General features: G+C 36.7%; 15 protein-coding genes. 1 reads left to right on the forward strand and 14 read right to left on the reverse strand.

Going from position 1 to position 18050, the window contains the following annotated elements; translation table 11 throughout:
• Window positions 1–37: 37 nt before the first annotated feature.
• Both ACZ5N5_RS19630 and ACZ5N5_RS19635 read right to left on the reverse strand, forming a co-directional pair.
• Window positions 38–916, reverse strand: a complete 879-nt coding sequence (locus ACZ5N5_RS19630) for a LysR family transcriptional regulator (RefSeq protein ID WP_109983663.1) — start codon at window positions 914–916, stop codon at window positions 38–40.
• Between the two features lie 120 nt (window positions 917–1036).
• The gene (locus ACZ5N5_RS19635) at window positions 1037–2380 is read right to left on the reverse strand and encodes a GH1 family beta-glucosidase (protein ID WP_109983664.1); all 1344 of its coding nucleotides are present in this window, start codon (window positions 2378–2380) and stop codon (window positions 1037–1039) included.
• 25 nt (window positions 2381–2405) lie between these two features.
• Between ACZ5N5_RS19635 and ACZ5N5_RS19640 the strand changes: the two genes are divergently transcribed.
• On the forward strand, window positions 2406–2630 hold the full coding sequence (locus tag ACZ5N5_RS19640; protein ID WP_464372967.1) for a hypothetical protein: 225 nt from the start codon (window positions 2406–2408) through the stop codon (window positions 2628–2630).
• Window positions 2631–2763: 133 nt separating this feature from the next.
• On the opposite strand, the gene ACZ5N5_RS19645 is transcribed toward ACZ5N5_RS19640, so the two are convergent.
• From ACZ5N5_RS19645 to ACZ5N5_RS19700, 12 genes are all read right to left on the reverse strand, one after another.
• Complete coding sequence (locus ACZ5N5_RS19645) at window positions 2764–3357, reverse strand: SGNH/GDSL hydrolase family protein (RefSeq protein ID WP_464372968.1); 594 nt, start codon at window positions 3355–3357, stop codon at window positions 2764–2766.
• Window positions 3358–3426: 69 nt separating this feature from the next.
• Window positions 3427–4407 carry a glycoside hydrolase family 113 gene (locus tag ACZ5N5_RS19650; protein ID WP_464372969.1) on the reverse strand — a complete coding sequence of 327 codons (981 nt, stop codon included), beginning with the start codon at window positions 4405–4407 and terminating at the stop codon, window positions 3427–3429.
• A gap of 21 nt (window positions 4408–4428) precedes the next feature.
• The gene (locus tag ACZ5N5_RS19655) at window positions 4429–6888 is read right to left on the reverse strand and encodes a beta-mannosidase (protein ID WP_464372970.1); all 2460 of its coding nucleotides are present in this window, start codon (window positions 6886–6888) and stop codon (window positions 4429–4431) included.
• 86 nt (window positions 6889–6974) lie between these two features.
• Window positions 6975–7904 (reverse strand): glycoside hydrolase family 113, encoded by a 930-nt coding sequence (locus tag ACZ5N5_RS19660; RefSeq protein WP_277678724.1) that lies wholly within the window; start codon window positions 7902–7904, stop codon window positions 6975–6977.
• A 16-nt stretch (window positions 7905–7920) separates the two neighbouring features.
• Complete coding sequence (locus tag ACZ5N5_RS19665) at window positions 7921–8751, reverse strand: carbohydrate ABC transporter permease (RefSeq protein ID WP_277678725.1); 831 nt, start codon at window positions 8749–8751, stop codon at window positions 7921–7923.
• 1 nt (window position 8752) lies between these two features.
• Window positions 8753–9625 carry a carbohydrate ABC transporter permease gene (locus ACZ5N5_RS19670; protein WP_464367862.1) on the reverse strand — a complete coding sequence of 291 codons (873 nt, stop codon included), beginning with the start codon at window positions 9623–9625 and terminating at the stop codon, window positions 8753–8755.
• Window positions 9626–9791: 166 nt separating this feature from the next.
• Window positions 9792–11138 (reverse strand): ABC transporter substrate-binding protein, encoded by a 1347-nt coding sequence (locus ACZ5N5_RS19675; RefSeq protein ID WP_277678727.1) that lies wholly within the window; start codon window positions 11136–11138, stop codon window positions 9792–9794.
• A 166-nt stretch (window positions 11139–11304) separates the two neighbouring features.
• Window positions 11305–11883 (reverse strand): hypothetical protein, encoded by a 579-nt coding sequence (locus ACZ5N5_RS19680; RefSeq protein WP_054859787.1) that lies wholly within the window; start codon window positions 11881–11883, stop codon window positions 11305–11307.
• Between the two features lie 247 nt (window positions 11884–12130).
• Entirely contained in the window at window positions 12131–13141 is a 1011-nt protein-coding gene (locus ACZ5N5_RS19685) for a substrate-binding domain-containing protein (RefSeq protein ID WP_277678744.1), read from the reverse strand.
• A gap of 273 nt (window positions 13142–13414) precedes the next feature.
• Window positions 13415–14590, reverse strand: a complete 1176-nt coding sequence (locus tag ACZ5N5_RS19690; RefSeq protein WP_464372971.1) for a glycoside hydrolase family 130 protein — start codon at window positions 14588–14590, stop codon at window positions 13415–13417.
• The gene (locus ACZ5N5_RS19695; protein ID WP_464372972.1) at window positions 14580–15761 is read right to left on the reverse strand and encodes an AGE family epimerase/isomerase; all 1182 of its coding nucleotides are present in this window, start codon (window positions 15759–15761) and stop codon (window positions 14580–14582) included. Before ACZ5N5_RS19695 ends, ACZ5N5_RS19690 begins: the two co-directional genes overlap by 11 nt.
• A 505-nt stretch (window positions 15762–16266) precedes the next feature.
• Entirely contained in the window at window positions 16267–18039 is a 1773-nt protein-coding gene (locus ACZ5N5_RS19700; RefSeq protein WP_277678731.1) for a methyl-accepting chemotaxis protein, read from the reverse strand.
• Between the last annotated feature and the right edge of the window lie 11 nt (window positions 18040–18050).

Genomic DNA, 18050 nt, shown 5'->3' on the forward strand with positions numbered 1-18050 from the left:
AAAATCTGTTATTGAATCGAAGGATTCAATAACAGATTTATACGAGCTTATTTTTGGCAAAGCTGATGAATTTTTTATTTGTTTGCGAAAGGTAAGCATCTTTTTTCCAAACGAAGGCCAAATTCCATTCCATCAACGATTCTGTAATCGGAATGGTCTTCACATCACTTGTTAAATCATTACTTGTACTCTCTGGTAATAAGGTTATCCCAACTTTGGAGGCAACCATTTCTTCGATAAAATCGAGCTGTGAGGTTTCAGAAGTAATCCTCGGCTGAAAGCCTACTTGTTTACAAGCATTTAGTATAATATTTCTTAATTCAAAATCTTGGTTAAACATAATAAATGCCTCATCCTGCAACTCTGATAAGGTAATGTTATCTTTATTAGCTAGCGGGTGAGTAGAAGGAACTACTGCTCTTAATGATTCATTGACAAAGGTAAAGAAATCGAAGGACTGATGATGATCTGTCAGCACGACGACGCCACAATCTAATTCTCCATTAATAATTTTTTCTTCAATCATTTTCGATCCGTTTTCTTCAATTTCAAAAGTAATGGCGGGGTACTCTGTATGAAAAGCACCTATTAATTTTGAAAAAAAGAAGGAGTTCACGACGGTCGGAAGTCCGATGCGGATATGACCAGTATTTAAAGTATGAAGCTCTTCTAGGTCTCTCTCCAAATCCTCTATTTTTTGAGCTATTTCTTCTGCATGATGGAGTAAAACCTCTCCAGCATCCGTTAGTAAGAGTTTTTTCCGGGTACGGACGAAGAGGGAAGTATTTAGTTCGTCTTCTAAAGATTTAATAATTCGACTCAAGGCTGGTTGAGTTATGTAAAGATTATCGGCTGCCTGTGTAAAGCTTCTAGTCTTGGTTACCTCTAAAAAATACTGCAAATGTTTAATATCCATTCTTCATCCTCCTTCGTTTATTTTAAACGAAAGGAAAGAGCTTGAAAAGGGGAAGAAAACAGGCTATCTACTGAATTTATCCCTACCATAGAAAAAAAGCCACCAAATGGTAGCTTTCCCTCACTTCTCAAACCAGTTATTTGCGATTGTTTGCTTATACCAGTAATAGCTGTCTTTTTTCGTTCGCTCTAATGTACGATAATTAACATGGACAATTCCGAATCTCATCGTATAGCCTTCAGCCCATTCAAAGTTATCCATTAAGGACCACGTAATATAACCTTTAACATTCACACCTGATGCAATCGCACGACTTAATGCCGTTAAATGCTGCTGTAAATAATGAATTCGCCCACTATCTCTCACTCGACCGTTCTCAGGCTCATCATTGTAGCAGGAGCCGTTTTCTGTAATATAAATAGGAATGTCACCATAGCTGTCTTTAATTCGCATTAACACATTATAAAAGCCTTCAGGAAAAATCGGCCAACCAATATCTGTACGATCATAATTCATTTCAACCAATTCCCAGTCTAAAAGACCTTCATTTTCCTTATAACGAGCGATATGTCCTGTGTAATAATTGATCCCTAGGAAATCAACTGGCTGATGAATATCTTCCATATCACCATCTTGTATTTCTAGCTCCACTCCTTTTTTCTTAAACCAATCAAGCATGAACTTCGGATATGTTCCTTTGAACACAGGATCCATAAACCACTCAATATACCAGCCTATTTCTCGGTTACATGCATCAATATCCTCTTGGCGAGTACTATATGGCTCAAGCCAAGTCGTATTCGGTGCAAATCCAATCTGTCCTTCAATGCCGATCTCACGGAATTTTTTCACTGTACGTCCATGTGCGACAAGTAGATGATGAGATATTTGTGTAGCAAGCTGCAAATCTTCATTTCCTGGTGCATGTACTCCGATATAATTCGAAAGAAACGAAATACACCATGGTTCATTTAAAGTAAGCCAATGTTTGATTTTGCCATCGAATTCCTTAAACATCAGCTCTGCATAATTTACGAATGCATCAATGGTTTCTCGATTATTCCAACCACCATTGTCCTGTAATGCCTGTGGTAGATCCCAGTGATATAATGTACACATTGGTTCAATACCATTTTCCAACAATTTATCAACTAAACGATGGTAATAGTCCAGTCCTTTTTGATTCACTTCCCCTGTTCCATTTGGGAAAATTCGTGGCCAAGCTACTGAAAATCGGTAAACATCAATACCTAACTCTTTCATTAATTCCACATCTTCTTCATATCGATGATAGCTATCACATGCTATGTCTCCATTGTCCCCATTTACTACTCTTCCAGGAGTCTTTGAAAATGTATCCCAAATCGAAATTCCACGTCCATCCTCATTTGTTGCACCTTCGATCTGATAGGATGCTGTCGCTGTTCCCCATTTCATACCTTTTGGAAATTGAATAATTGCCATAATGCTATTCCTCCCTATTTATATAATGAACAAATTGCTAAAACATATCTTGCATGCTTTGGCAAATGCTCAGGATCCAACCGATAATATTAGTAGACTTCCTCCACTGATTATTGAAGAGGCTTATCAGATGTTAGTATCCGCTTGCTCTCAAAATCTCTTAAGGAAACCGATTTCCTATATAGGAAGGGAAAGTGACGTTTTAACCAATGCATCTACTAGAATCTGTCTAGAAAACTACACTTTATAGCCACTAAGCCCTTAAACATTATTAATAAAATGACTTGAATAGGATACCGGTTTCATTATATCATATTCACCTTAAAAAAGGCACAATATTTTAAATCGCTTTCAAAAACTTTCTTCATCTAAAGAAATAGTTTCTAATTTTCTACCGCTTTCATCCACTGTTGAGCGACTAAAAGGTTACCTGCACTATTTAAATGCACCCCATCTGTTGTTAGTCTATAATCACTGTTTGTATGTAGATATTTCATAAAAGCTTGATGTGTAGGCACTAATATGGCGTGATATTCTTCTGCTAATCTATTCACAATATCCACATATGGTTTTAGCATCTTATTCCCTTCGGATAATAGACTTTCTTCAATAATAGTTGGTTCCATTAAGATCAGTGATGCGTTTGTATGATTCTTTACTTGTTTTAATAGATGACGATAAATAGCTTCAAACCTGTCTGGATAAATCTGTTCTAATTCTGGATGATCGAGCTGACGCCAAACATCGTTAATTCCAATGGAGATGGATACAGTATCTGGATTCAGCTCCAATATATCCTGATCCCAACGACTCTTTAAATCATTGATTCGGTTTCCACCAACTCCCCGATTCACTATCTCTATCTTACTATCAGGCTTAGTTATTTTAAAATAATCATGGATCACACGAACATATCCCTTACCTATCCCCTCTGGATCCTCGTGCCTTCCCCACTCAGTAATACTATCCCCTATCAAAATGATTCTCCCACCTAGGTTCAATCAAAGCCCCTTCTTCATCAAGATAAGATTCCCACCAGTAATAAACTACTGATGGGTTGTTATATTGTGTTTACTATACCACTTTTTCACCATATTTTCTGCCTTTTTCCCATATATATCAAAATCGAGATCTTTTTTTGCCTCCTCTTTTGGGTAAAGCTTTGCTTTCCAATCCCACCAGAAGAAGCCTGCAAACCAAGGCTTATTCCAAAATACTTGAAAGACAGATTCATAGAAATTTGCCTGCTCCTCTTCGCTAAAGGGCAGATCCTTATGTTCAAAATCCCAAGGCATTGTAGCACAACCGAATGCACTTCGACAGCCTATTTCCATAAATAAAATTGGTTTATGAAAGGTTTGATGCAGCTTTTCTAATTTAATCGCTATCTTTTTCCATTCCTGGACCATATTTCCTACAGGATCACCAGGCGTTTTCGCAACGGGGTAATAGGCACTCGTTCCGATGATATCTACTGCATCAAACCACTCCACGCCATCTTCCTTCCCGTGGTTGGCGTTATAAATAATGGGGCCATGATAAATTGCACGAATTTGTTCAATCAGCTGCCGCCAAAAAGCTGTTTGTCCTTCTGTTTGAATCATCTCACAACCAATGCAGAACATCTCACATTCTAGCTCTGTTGCTAATTCGGCGTAGTGGATTAGAAAACTCTGATACGATCGGAACCATTTTTCCCATTTATCTGTCGCTTCCTCTGGAAATCCAATTCTTGCTCTCCAGATGCCATCACGACAATTGACTACTGGCTTCAGACAAACCTTCAATCCTAGTTTTTTGGCTTGCTCGACTGCAAATTGAATATCTCTGTCTGTCATCGTATGACTATAATCAAACTGAATATCCGTTGAACAGTACGTATCCTGTAATGCAAAGAAGGATAAAGCAATCCATTCACTACCTGTTTCTTTTAATTTTTGTAAAGAGTCGATAGCTTCCTTTGTCCTATAAGCGCCACGTGAGGTGTTCCAGCCATAGGTCATTCCCTTAACAAACAATTCTTTCATATTATTACCGCCATTCTACTACTAGTCTTGTGTGATATGGTAAATACTTCGAACTTTGAGACCTTTCGTGATCTGCTCAACTGTTGCAGGCGCTGACATTGAATGTTTATCAATGGTTACCGTTTTTGGCTCATTTGCGGATAAATCGAAATAATTGTCAGAAAGAGGGCCATCCTGCTCTAATAAAAGCTCGACATATTTGGTGTAAGCACTCGCATTTACTTCCATCACGAATTGTTCTTCATTTTCGGAAACCTTTACTTCAAGCTCTGGATTCAAAAACTCAAAATGCTTTGGCTTTGTAAAAATAACAGAAGCATCACTATAATAGGTATCATCTATATATAGAATGGCTTCCAGATAGCAATCTCGCTTTCGCTCCTCTGTCAATATTTCCGAAAAATCGAGTGATTGACACGATTTGGCTGTTAATGCGTCTATTCGTTCAGTCACACTTCCTTCTTGTAAAATCTGTGATTGATGATCACGAAGTCTCCAGCTAATACGGCAATGAATTGGCTGTAATTGATCATTCGTCACATAAATTTTTACATCCTCGCCGCCCTCTTCTAATGATAATAAAATCGGATCATAGAATTTTTTGGCGAAGTAATGGAGTGCCTTCCATCTTCCGTAATAATCCATACTAGACCATGAAGCAACTGGCCAGCAGTCATTTAACTGCCAATATAAAGATCCCATACATCGTCCTAGATTTCGGCGCCAATGCTCTACTCCATATTTAATGGCTTCTGCCTGTAACAGCTGGGAAGTATAAAGCAAAGCATCAAAATCTTTCGGATAAAGGAAATTTTCTGATAGATAAAATAAAATCTTCCCATTTGCCGCATCATTTTTTTGATGCTTTTCCATTACCCTTGAAAAAATATTACGATCTTCTGCCTCTGTAAATGCTTCCACTGTTTTTATTGAAGGGAATGATTGAAAACCAAATTCAGAGCAAAAACGGAAATGGTACTTGCGATACTCGGTAAATGGCTTCTCGCCATGCCAGACTTCCCAATAGTGTACATCTCCAACATCTGGATTCTTCGGATTGTCAAAGCCTCCACCAGATGATGGTGAAGAGGACCAATAAAAGGTTTGCGGGTCATGCTCTTTCACAATATCAGGTAAGATGATTTCAAATAGCTTAATATAATCTCTGCGCCAATCCGATCGTTTTGGCCAACCCCAAAATTCCATTGCTTCTTCAACCTCATTATTGCCACACCAAATTCCAAGAGAAGCATGATGACGAATTCGTTTTATTTGATCGATCGCTTCCTCGCGAATGTTTTGTTCAAATTCCTCTGTTAGTCGATAAACACTGCATGCATACATAAAATCCTGCCAAACAATCAGTCCATACTTGTCACATAAATCATAAAAATAATCTTCTGGATAGTGTCCCCCACCCCAAACACGTATCATATTAAAGTTCGCTGCAACGCTATCCTTTATTAGCTGTTCAGTTCTTTCTTTGGAGGTTCTTGGTAACAAATTATCCTCTGGTATGTAGTTTGCTCCCTTCATAAAAATTGGATAGCCGTTGACAACAAACTCAAAGGATTTACCCCATTGATCTTCTTCATGCCTTACGGTTATGGTTCTTAGACCAATGGAGTATTTTCTTCTATCTAATTGTTCACTTTGTTTTTTAAGAATGATTTCTACTTGATATAATGGCTGTTCTCCATATCCAGCAGGCCACCATAGCTGTGGATTTTCAAGCGTAAAAGAAAGTTTCTCTTTCCTTGTAAGATTGTGGACTACTTGCTCTGACTGATTACCATCTGGAGAAGTAATTTTAGCGATTAGGGACAGATCTGGATCGACTTTTTCTTGGATTTCAGTTACTACATCTACCTGCACATACTTTTCATGGTGCTCTTGTTCAATATATACATCCTCTATTCTGTTCTCATTCCACATAACCATTTCAACATCACGCCAAATTCCAAGGTCAGGAATCTTTGGTCCCCAGTCCCATCCGAACATACTATGTGCTTTTCTTAAGTGAGGATAGCCTTCTAGAGCATGGTCTACACCTACTAATGGATCTTCTTGCTGTTTCTTCTCAATATAATGAGTAGGTGAATAGAGCATAACTTCTATTGTATTGCGTCCTTTTTTTAGAAAATGTTTCACCTCTAATCGATAAATTCGATGCATGTTTTCAGTGTGAAGGAGCTTATGACCATTTAAGAAAATGTCTGCAACAGTATCTATTCCATGAAAATAGAGAGAGATATTTTCATAGTTTAACAGGTCTTCCTTTATTTCAAAATCCTTTTCGAATACATAATCTTTTTTAGCTATTTCGATTGCTTGTTCCTCATTATCTCGATAAAAAGGATCATCAATTACTCCTTTATCTAACAATGTGTTCATCACCGATGCTGGTAAGTCGATCGAGTACGAGCTTTTCTCTTCTAATCCCTTCATTCTCCAATTCTGATTGAAATTAATCGTTTTCATGGTTCACCTCTACCTATACATTTTTTATAATATATAAAAGGAAGTCCTACCATCTAACAGACAGTGAGAACCCCATTCTAATATTCTTATATCGATTGATAGAATTCCTTGATTATTTTTTCTGCTGACTTCCCAAAAACTGCATAATCCGAGTCCTTGCTTGCTTCTGATTCTGGATAAAGAATAGCTTTCCAATCCCATAATCCAAAACCTCTTACCCAATCTCTTTTTCGTGTTTTTTCAAACATATCCTGATAAAATAATTTTTGTTCCTCTTCATTTATCGCCCCATCTAATGACCAGTCATTAGGAACTTTAGCCGAACCTTTTCTACTAGGACAGCCAGCCTCTGCAAAAAAGAACGGTTTATTATATGGTTTGATTATTTGTTCAATCCTGTCAAGCTGATGTTCCCAATCTCCTAATGGATAATAGCCACTGGAAGAAATAACATCAACGGCATCCCACCATTCTACGTTACCTTCTTGATATTTATCCGTATTATAGGTGATAAGACCTGAATACTCTCTTCGCACATCCTGAATTAATTGACGCCACTCCTCGTCTCTACGCTCTGTCTGTACCATTTCACAACCAACAATCAACATTTCTGCTTTTTTCCTTTCGGCAATCCTAGCATAATGTAATTGATAGTCTGTATAACTTCTAAACCATTCACTCCATTTAGGCTCACAAGGCACATCGATATCAAAGAAATTAATGTGCGCGCGCCAGATACCATCCGCTGGATTGACAGTCGGTTTGAGCATTACTTTTAAATCAAGTGTTCGAGCATAGTCAATCATCTCCTCTAATTCTTGATCAGTTACCATATGCTGTCCCCGGTAAATGACTTTTGTTGAAAAAGCGGTCTCTTGAGTAGCTGCTAGCGCGAAGATTACATAATTGCTAGCAGTGCGCTCCTTCATTAGCTTTAAAGATTGCCTTGCCTCTTCCTTGTTAAAATCGCCACGCTTTGCCCCCCAGCCAAACGTAAAGCCTTTTATATATTCCATTATTTTTCTCTCTCCTTTATTTAACAGAACCTGATGTTAAGCCATTATAGATGTACTTTTGCAAAGAAATAAATGCAATAAAGGTTGGGATAATAGCTAACATAATACCAGCACAAATAACTTCCCATTCCGAACCATATGGTCCTTTAAATTTAAACAAAGCTGTAGAGATCACATGCAGCTCTGACTTTGGCATATAAAGAAATGGGGTATAAAAATCGTTGTATACATTAATCCCCTTTACAATAATGACAGTCACGATTGCTGGTGTTAAAAGTGGTAAAATAATTTTCCGGTAAATCGTAAAGTAAGACGCTCCATCAAGCATTGCTGATTCATCTAACGAAACCGATATCGAATTCATAAATTGCAAGAAAATATAAATGGCAATGATATCTGTCCCAAGATACAACACAATTGCTGCCCACATTGTATTAAATAAGCCTAATCCATTTACAATTTGAAAGGTAGCTACTTGTGTCGTAACACCTGGTATTAAAGTGGCAAGTAAAAATGCGCCTAAAATTAGCTTACTTCCTTTAAATTTAAATCGATTCAGAACAAAGGCCACCATTGATCCAATTAAAGTTGTCCCAACGATTGAAACAAGTAGGATAATGACCGTGTTTTTGAACCCTGTCAGCATATTACCTTCTGTAAAAGCTCGTGTGAAATTATCAAAATTCGTCCAATCTTTTGGAGGTGTTAAGGGCCCAGTACTTGTATATTCCGTGCCTGTTTTAAATGCGGCAAATAATACAATTAATATTGGTAATATCGCTACAATTGCCCCAATAATTAAAGACCCATATTTAAAAACACTTCCTGCAACACTTTTCGCTTTCATCTTAATCCTCCTCCGAGAAGAATTTTCGTTGTACTGCGGTTACGATAACGACAATAAAGAGTAAAATAACCGCCATCGCTGAAGCTAATCCAATTTTTCCATACTTAAAGGCAGTGTCCACTGTTTGGATAACAAATGTTGCACTTCCATTTGAGCCACCAGTCATTATATAAGGAATTTCAAATGCACTTAATGCTCCACTAATTGCCAAAATTAAGTTTAAAGAAACGATTATCTTAATACTTGGTAAAATAATATACCGAAATTGGTGCCAACGGTTTGCCCCATCAATCTCAGCTGCTTCGTAGATTTCGTTCGGGATAGACGAGATCGCGCCAAGAAAAATAATGAAGTTGAATCCCATATATCTCCATACAGAAGTACCTGCTAAGGAAATATTAATAATATCTGGATTCCCGAGCCAGTGTGCTGTAAGATCTCCTAATCCGATAAATGTAAGCACCGTATCTAATCCTCCATCTGGTTGGAAGAATAATAGAAACATAAAGCCAATCGCAACACCATTTAATAGATATGGGAAAAAGATAACCCCTTTAAAGAAATTTTTCATTCGTACTTTAAAGCTCAAAATCGTTGCAAAATATAAGGCTAATCCCATTTGCGCAAAAGTAGCAACAAAATAGTATAAACTAACGGTAAATACTTGGAAGTATTCTGGATCCGTAAAAACGGTAATATAATTTTCTAGCCCAATAAAATTCTTCTCACTAAATCCATTCCAATCTGTAAAACTATACCAAAACATGTTGGCAACAGGTAAAAAAGAAAAAGTACCTAATAGGGTTAATGGTACAATGAGGAATGTTACAATAATGACCATGCGTTGTTTTTTATAATTTAATTTAGAGAACATAATAAATTGTCGCACCTCCTAGTAAAAACTAAAGGAAATTGGAAGCAATATTTCCTCATTTCATTTAATTTTCACTTTTATGTCTTTCTAGGATTTTCATTCTTCTGTCTTTAGAGAAAGCACACCATTCACCACTACTGGTGAACAGTGCGCTTGATTTATTTTCTTACTCCCCTACTATTTTTTCATACGCCTTGGACCAGTCTTCATTCCAGCTCTTCATGACATCATCGTAGGATTCATCTCTGTTACCGATTGCTGCTTCAATAAGGATTTTTTTGTTTGGCTCTAACCACAAACCAACTTCTGATTCTTTATCTATTTCGTCTAGTAATCCTTCTTTACCCTCAGGTGCTGGAGTTAACATAGAGAATTGCGCTCCTGCTTCCTCTGCTTCTTTCAGTTCATCTGGTAAAGGTACATCCTTAGAGGCACTAATTCCACCAGCTTGTTCTACAGAGTATCCAGACTCATGAATAAACCAGTCTACCCATGCGAAAGCGGCTTCTTTATTTTCACTATGCTTGTTAATGGAAATGTTTAAATCTGCACCTAATGAGAAAATTGTATTTTCTGCATCTGTCGGAAATGGCATCATGGCAATATTATCACCATTGTCTCCTGCACCCTTGATTTGCTCAATAGCCCAAGAGCCTAATACCATTGTCGCGATCTCACCATTATTCATTCTAACCTTAGATGCTTCCCAATCCGTTGTAAGTGGATCCTCTTCAATTAAGCCTTTTTCTGCTACTTCATACATGAGATTATAATGCTCGTAGTGTGGATCTCCTTTATCAAACGGAGTAGGATCTTCAAGCATTTCCACATTATAATAATCTACATTTCCTGCTGTTGTTGTTACCGCTCCTTCCCATTGTGTTAACGGCCAACCTGCAGCATAATTTGTATACAATGGTATGGCATCTGTGTTCTCTTTTACCTTTTCTAACGCAGCAATAAATTCATCTTGGGTTTTTGGTAATTCTGTAACTCCTGCTTCTTCAAATACCGCTTTGTTATAAACGACTCCAGTATAAGTCAAGGCGATTGGTATACCATATACGGTTCCATCCACTTGACGTTCCTCAACACCTAAATATTTTTCATTCATTTCCTCTAACGTACCCATAGGCTCGAAGAATTTCGGAATATCTTCAATCGGAACCTGTACTGGTAAATATTGAACATCTCCGTAATCCTCTGTATTCATACGTGGCATTATTTCTCCACCGTAATCCGTTAGTGCTTCAAAGCTTACATTTACATTTGGATACTTTTCATTAAATTTCTTCGCATAATCTTGGTAAACGGTATCCACAATGTCCGTTCTATGTGTAATAACTGTTAAATCCCCTTCAATCTCTTCAGGATCTTTTTCTTTCCATGTCTCGTATAATGGATCACCTGAGGAGTTGTCACCAGAAGCTTCCTCTTCTTTATCTGAGGAACAGCCAGCAACGATAAGTACAACTAACAGTGTCGCAAAAAACATTACTAATTTCTTACTCATGTTTTTTGACCCCTTTCCCTTTTATTTAAGTTAACGTTTAAGTTAACAATAACTTAATAATAACGTGCAAACGGTTACTAGTCAATAGTTTTTAAAAAATTATTTACTTAATCTCTTACTTTATACATTATAAAAAACCCCGGTTAATGAAACCGAGGTTTTTAGGCTATAGCTTTTTCAATTGGAACAGAAGATGAATACTGATCCCAAATAGACTTGGTCCAAATGCCAAAAAGGCGATTAAATTCCACCATGCTAAAAGCGACAGACAGAGGAAAATAAGTAAAATACCTAAGGAACGGATTGGATGCTTTATTGCTGTCACAAAAGCAAGTGCTAAAGAGTATCGGATCGTTTGCTTTTCAAATATCAAATAATAGATTGTGTAAACAATATTTAAGTTAATTAGAACAAGCAAATAAACACAAATAATCACCATTGCCAAACTAAACATATGATGTGAACGATTAATAAAAAATAACGCAATACTAACTAAAATGTTCAGAAAAACCGCAATAAAAGAAATAAGAGGTGATTGACTGTAGTTCGCATAATTCTCTTTAAATAAATCCTTTATTTCCATCTCCTTATTTGTTATCATCTGTTGACTTGCCATCCACAAGGAGGCTGTTGCTGGAATAAAGCTATAGATAATTCCACCCTTTAGCAAGTAAATCCAATAATAAAAACTAATAAGTATCCATTTATAAATAAACTGAAAAAGTCGAATAATAGAATCTCCCACAATACTCCCCTCTCTTCTCTTCTTGTTGAATATAAAAGGCGCCGATATATTTATCGATAGCGATTCGATATGTTAGAAAAAACTCGCATTCGCTCGTCCTTTAGCGGGTGCGTTAGTTTTTCTTATACTTTGGACTTCAAAATTTTCGCTTCGTCGCATTACTTCTTGCAAAAATTTTATGTTTTTCCTAACGTGGAAAAAAGACCAAGGCTTCAACCTTGGTCCATTACCGGTAAATATACATTTTTTATTTGCCTAGTCTTTGGACAGAATCTCGATAAATAATTTTACCTTTTACTGCAACTCTTCCGAATGCTGCCGTTTCATCATCCATCTTCTCGCAAATAAATTTCACCGCATTTTTCGCCATTTCATCAATATCTACTTCCACTGTTGTTAAGTTAGGTGATGTTAATGTCGCATAAATATCATTATCAAATCCGACAACCGAACAATCCTCAGGAATTTTAAAGCCATTTTTTTGTAGTCTTTCCATTAACAAATGGGCAACCTGATCACAGTTACAAACGAACGCAGTTGGTAATGCTTCTGGTAAATCGAATTCAATAAAGCTTCCACGGTCATCACGATCACTTATTACATATTCTTGTTTCAAGTGAATTTTGTGTTCTAATAACGATTTATAATAACCGAGAAAACGATCTTGAATGCTGCTTGTGGAGAACAAATTACCGACATAAGCAATTTCGCGATGCCCTGCCTGAATCAAATAGTTCGTCAATTCATAGGCACCATAAAAGTTATCGGTAATTACGGCGTCTACGTCAGCATTTTCATCATAAAAATCTAAAAACACGAGTGGCATATCAACACTCTGCATCAACTCAATATATTCCTTAGAAGGTTGACCGAGTAGAATAAAACCATCCACTCTCCTTTCATGATATATCCTTGGAAGCTTTAAACCTTCTTCATCGTCAGATGGCAAAATATGAATAATGCCATAATAGCCTCTTTCTTCTAATATTTGTGCAATCGACTGATAAACTTTTAAGTAAAAGGATTGTGTCATACCAGTAAAACGTTCCGGAATGATCACACATACGTTATAGGATTTCCCGTCCTTCATTGATTTTGCCATTGTATTATAGCGATAACCCATTTTGTCTGCTAAGGCTTTAATCTTTTCTTTTAATTCATCACTTACCCCGTCTTTATCATTTAACGCCTTTGAAACGGTAACACTGCTTACATTTAGTTTTTCTGCAATATCCTTCATTGTCACATTTGTCTTCAATTTATCCACCCCAACCTTATCATTCAAACTGAACAATCCCCTTGTAAGAATTATCTTACCATTGATCCAGCCTCATTACTTAATTATTTTACTTAATTATTACTTATTTTGGTTTGACAGTAAAGTACCTGGACTTATTTCTATATAAATTATCTCCTCAAAGCGGCAATCTTCTTTATATTTGAATTTGAAAGTAGGGGCCTGTCAAATAAAACTGTGATAAAATGAGCTGGATTTGGATAGGCATCCAGACCCAGCTGTTAGGTTACATCATTACTTGTTCAGTAGCACTTCATTTTTTAAGATTAAGTCTTTTCTCTGCTGTGCATTCTCTAAAGAACGATAAGCATCCTCCGGTGTGTTAAACGTATAGTCTATTAATCGGTCCATTGTAGTAGTCGCTACATGAATTCTCGTATCACTAGAAGCATAATAAATAAATACTTCCTCGTTCTCATTCACGATTGCACCATTACAAAAAATAACGTTGGACACATCACCCGTTCGCTCATCATCATATGGGGCTACAAAGTGTCCACCAGGAAGGGCGATCACTTCAGTAGGATTCTTTAGACTAGTAGCAAAAGTATATAAAACATAGCGCAATCCTGCGGCAGTATTACGAACACCATGAGCAATATGAATCCAGCCTTTGTCTGTTTTAATAGGGGCAGGACCCTGACCATTTTTCACTTCATAGATAGTGTGATATTTTTTGCTATGAATAATTTTTTCCTTTTCAATTACTGGGTTGGTAATATCCTTCGTCAATCCAAAAGCAATCCCACCACCAGATCCTGTTGAAATAAAACCGTCCTGTGGTCTCGTATAAAACGCATATTGTCCATCGACGTATTCAGGGTGTAAGACGACATTACGTTGCTGAGGGGAAGGTGTTTGAACATTAGGTAGCCTTTCCCATTCCTTCAAATCTTTCGTTCGAACTAAGCCTGCTTGAGCAACAGCGCTTGATGTATCAAATTCATCAGCAGACGGATCTTTACTTTCAGAGCAATAAATACCATATATCCATCCATCTTCATGCTTTACCAATCGCATATCATAAATATTGGTTTCCTCTTTATCCACATCATCCCATACTAATGGTGTATCGATGAATTGGAATTGATCTATCCCGTTATCACTAACAGCAAGGGCGAAGATAGATTTACGATCGACACCTTCTAACCTCACCACCATATAATATTTTCCCTCGAAATAAATCGCACCAGGATTAAACGTCGCATTAACGCCGAGACGTTCGATAAAAAAAGGATTCGTATCTTTATCCAAATCAAATCGCCAATGTAATGGTACATGATGACGAGTCAGAACAGGATATTTATATCGGTTATAAACCCCATTGTAAAACTCCTGATCGATTTCATTTCTACTTTCCAGTAATTTCTTTTGTTTCGCTAATAGTTCATCATATTTTTCATGAATCATTCTCCGACATCCTTTCGATAAATTCTAAACAAAATCTTCCGTTATGATAAGAGGTTTTCCATGGTTCACCGATTGCCCTTTCCGTTGGAGTACCATGTTCATCGACTGACCAATACCATTCCCCTTTTTCACGCTGATCTACGATAAATTCCTTTGTGTATCCCCATAAGCCTCTAATCAGTTTTTCGAATGTTGGATCTTTCGTATGTTGATAAGCATTCAAAAATCCAACCATCGCTTCCGCTTGAACCCACCAAATTCTTGTTTTGTCATAGGTTTTTTCTATTTGTTCATTAATGAGAGAGCCATCTTCTTGCATGGCATAATTCGCTATATTATAAGCAATGTCTAGTACCATTTGCTTGTAATCTGAATTATCCAAATGCAAAACTTTTATCGCTTCATCCATTAACCAACTTGCTTCAATATCATGACCAAATGATTTTATCGAAAGTAATGCGTTCCATTTTTTATCAAAAAATACTTTGAGAAATTTAGAATCTTGATCATAGATTTTATCGTAATGTACCTCCAACAGATTCAGAAGACGTTGCTTTAACTCTTCTGTCGGTTTTGCCTTATATAGATTGGTATACGCCTCCAAGACATGAATATGTGTGTTCATCGTAATTTCCGCGATAACCCCATTCTCGCTGAGCATTTCGTTTTGAACTGGGTTCCAATAGCGATCAAATTCTTCCATATAAGCATTATGGATAGGATCAAAGCCCTTATCTTCGATTAGTTCATAGATTTCCAATGCAAGCTTTAAAGCTTCCTCTGATTTCGTTGCACGGTAATATTCACTTAAGGCATATATTGCAAAAGACTGTGCATACACATGCTTCCTCGTATCCTTCGGTTCTCCTTTATAATCTACTAACCAATAAATCCCCTTATTGGAATAATCGTATAACTTGTCACGTAAAAAAGCATAGAGATGATCCGCAATGTGGAGATATTTTTTGTTTTTTGTTACACGATAAGCACTTGAAAATGTCCATAAAAAACGAGCAGTAGCAATACCACCTTTATCCGCTTTTCTATCAACCATTAAGGAATAATCTATTACTCCATAAAAGCCCCCATGCTCTTCATCCTTTAAATTCATCCAAAAAGGGAGAATTTTACTTTCCAAGTGTTGTTGAATTTCGGCTTTGATTTGTTGCAAGTTGCAATACCTCTCTTTCCTTTATCGATAACCTAATAATTCAATAATAGTTAACTAATAATAACTTGTCAATTTATTATTCCATAATAGTTCCTATGGACTAGCATTGTTTTCTAAAAGCAAGAGATCATAATCGTTGGGTTTTACCACTCAATAAACAGCATCAAATCACAATCATAATAGTTAATCTCACAATGAATAAGGTTGACTACTTAATAATTGAGGTAAGATTGCATTTAATGTGATTGACCTCACAATAGATAGCATGAATTCACAACTATGAATGAATTGTACTCTCATTACTTCCCTTGTGAATTGGATAGATTTATTGCGTGCTTAACAGACAAGTTTGTGATCTTCAAGTTCATTATTGTGAGTTCAACCTTCCGAATTGTGACCTCAACTACTAACTCGATCCTTCTAGATATTCTTTTACAATGTTTAACTGAACATAAAAAACACCCGAAAAGTTAGCTTCATATTCTAACTTTTCAGGTCTTGTTTTTTATACTTTAAATTTAGAAAATGCTGCTTCTAACTCATTCGCCATAGCGGCAAGCTCCTGAGAAGATGCTGATAATTGTTGCATCGCAGCATTTTGTTGCTCTGACCCTGCAGCGATTTTTTCCATACTTTCGGCAGAGGCCTCTGAGATTTTTTGCACCTTTCTAGCAGCACTACTTACATTTCCTACCTTTTCATTTGTATTGGTAATGGTATCACTCACTTGTTGATTATGCGAGATAAGGGTGTGAATCGATTGGAGCATTCTACGAAATACAGATTCAAACCTTGTAACCTTCATTACTCCTTCATCCACTGATTTTATGCTGTCACCCATTACTTCTACTGCTTTATCTGTATCCACGGTTGAGTTCGTAATTAAATGCTGGATATTTTCTGTTGCACTGGCCGTTTGTTCCGCTAGTTTTCTTACCTCTTCTGCTACTACAGCAAAGCCTTTACCATGCTCGCCAGCACGAGCAGCCTCAATAGATGCATTTAATGCTAATAAATTGGTTTGCGAGGATATCGAATGAATCATTTCTACAATACTACTAATTTTCGCAGAATGTTCACTTAAAGATTGTATAATTTCTCCTATTTTATCAACTTGACCTTTTACTTGGTTCATCTGCTTGATCGTATCTTCCACATTTGCAGCGCCATTTTCTACTTCTTCCTTCGTTTCCTCACTTAAATCCATAGCATGATCCATTGAAACTGTCAGCTCTTGCCAAGACTGTTTCATATTGTCCGTGATCATAGTCGTCTCATTCATGGATTGCAACTGATCATCAGATCCATTTGCTACATCTACCATATTTGAAGTTATTTGTGTATTTACTTGAGCTGTCTCCTCAGCATTTTTGCGTAATGTATTCGACATCTGTGTTACTGTTTCGGTTGTTTGTAACAGACGTACGATAGAACCATGAAGATGATCAGCCATACGATATAGCGTATTCTGGATGGTAGCGATCTCATCTTTCCCCTCTACTGTTATTTGCTCTGCTGTTAGATCTCCATCTCCTAACCTTGTTGCAAATATCTCTAAATCTCGAAAACGTGAAGACATTCTTTTATTCACTATATGAAGAATGACAACGGAACTCAAAACGACCAGAACAACAATTAGCATGACTAGAATCATCGTAATAGTAGACTTACTCTCCATATCCTTTTGTAAATCACTTCGATTGTTTAACATTAATTCCTTTAATGTCATCAATTCTTGAATCGTATAGTTTCTTAGTGTAGTCGCTTTATTATGTAAATCTGTCTGAACAAAAATATCGACACGTTCCCCTTTATCACGGTACTCGGCTGTCTTTGGAATGATTTCCTCAAAGAAAAGTTCATCCATTTGTTGGTTATAATCACTTACTTTCACAAAGATTTCCTTTTCTTCGTCTGTCTCTAGCTCTTTTTCTGTTGAATCGATTAATGTAAGGAACGAATCATTTTCTTTTTGATAATCTTCCACCGTAGTAGTTGGATGCTGTTCTGTTAATATATCTGAAATAATAATAGATTTTTGCTTAAAAATAGATGCCATTTCGACAATATCTATCGATGCATCACTTTTCTCATTCACTTTGTCTGCTTCCTTTAAAACACTATTAACGGAAACAATCGTAATAACAGAAGAGAGGATAAATAATGCTAAGACTAAGCTAAAGAGAATCGTATATTTTTGTGAGATTTTTTTATCCTTCCATATTGTAGTGTTCCATTTCATTTTCGGTATGCGTAACCTATTTATTAGCTTTCTCATTTGGACCCCCT

This window comes from Gracilibacillus sp. JCM 18966, from assembly GCF_055392695.1.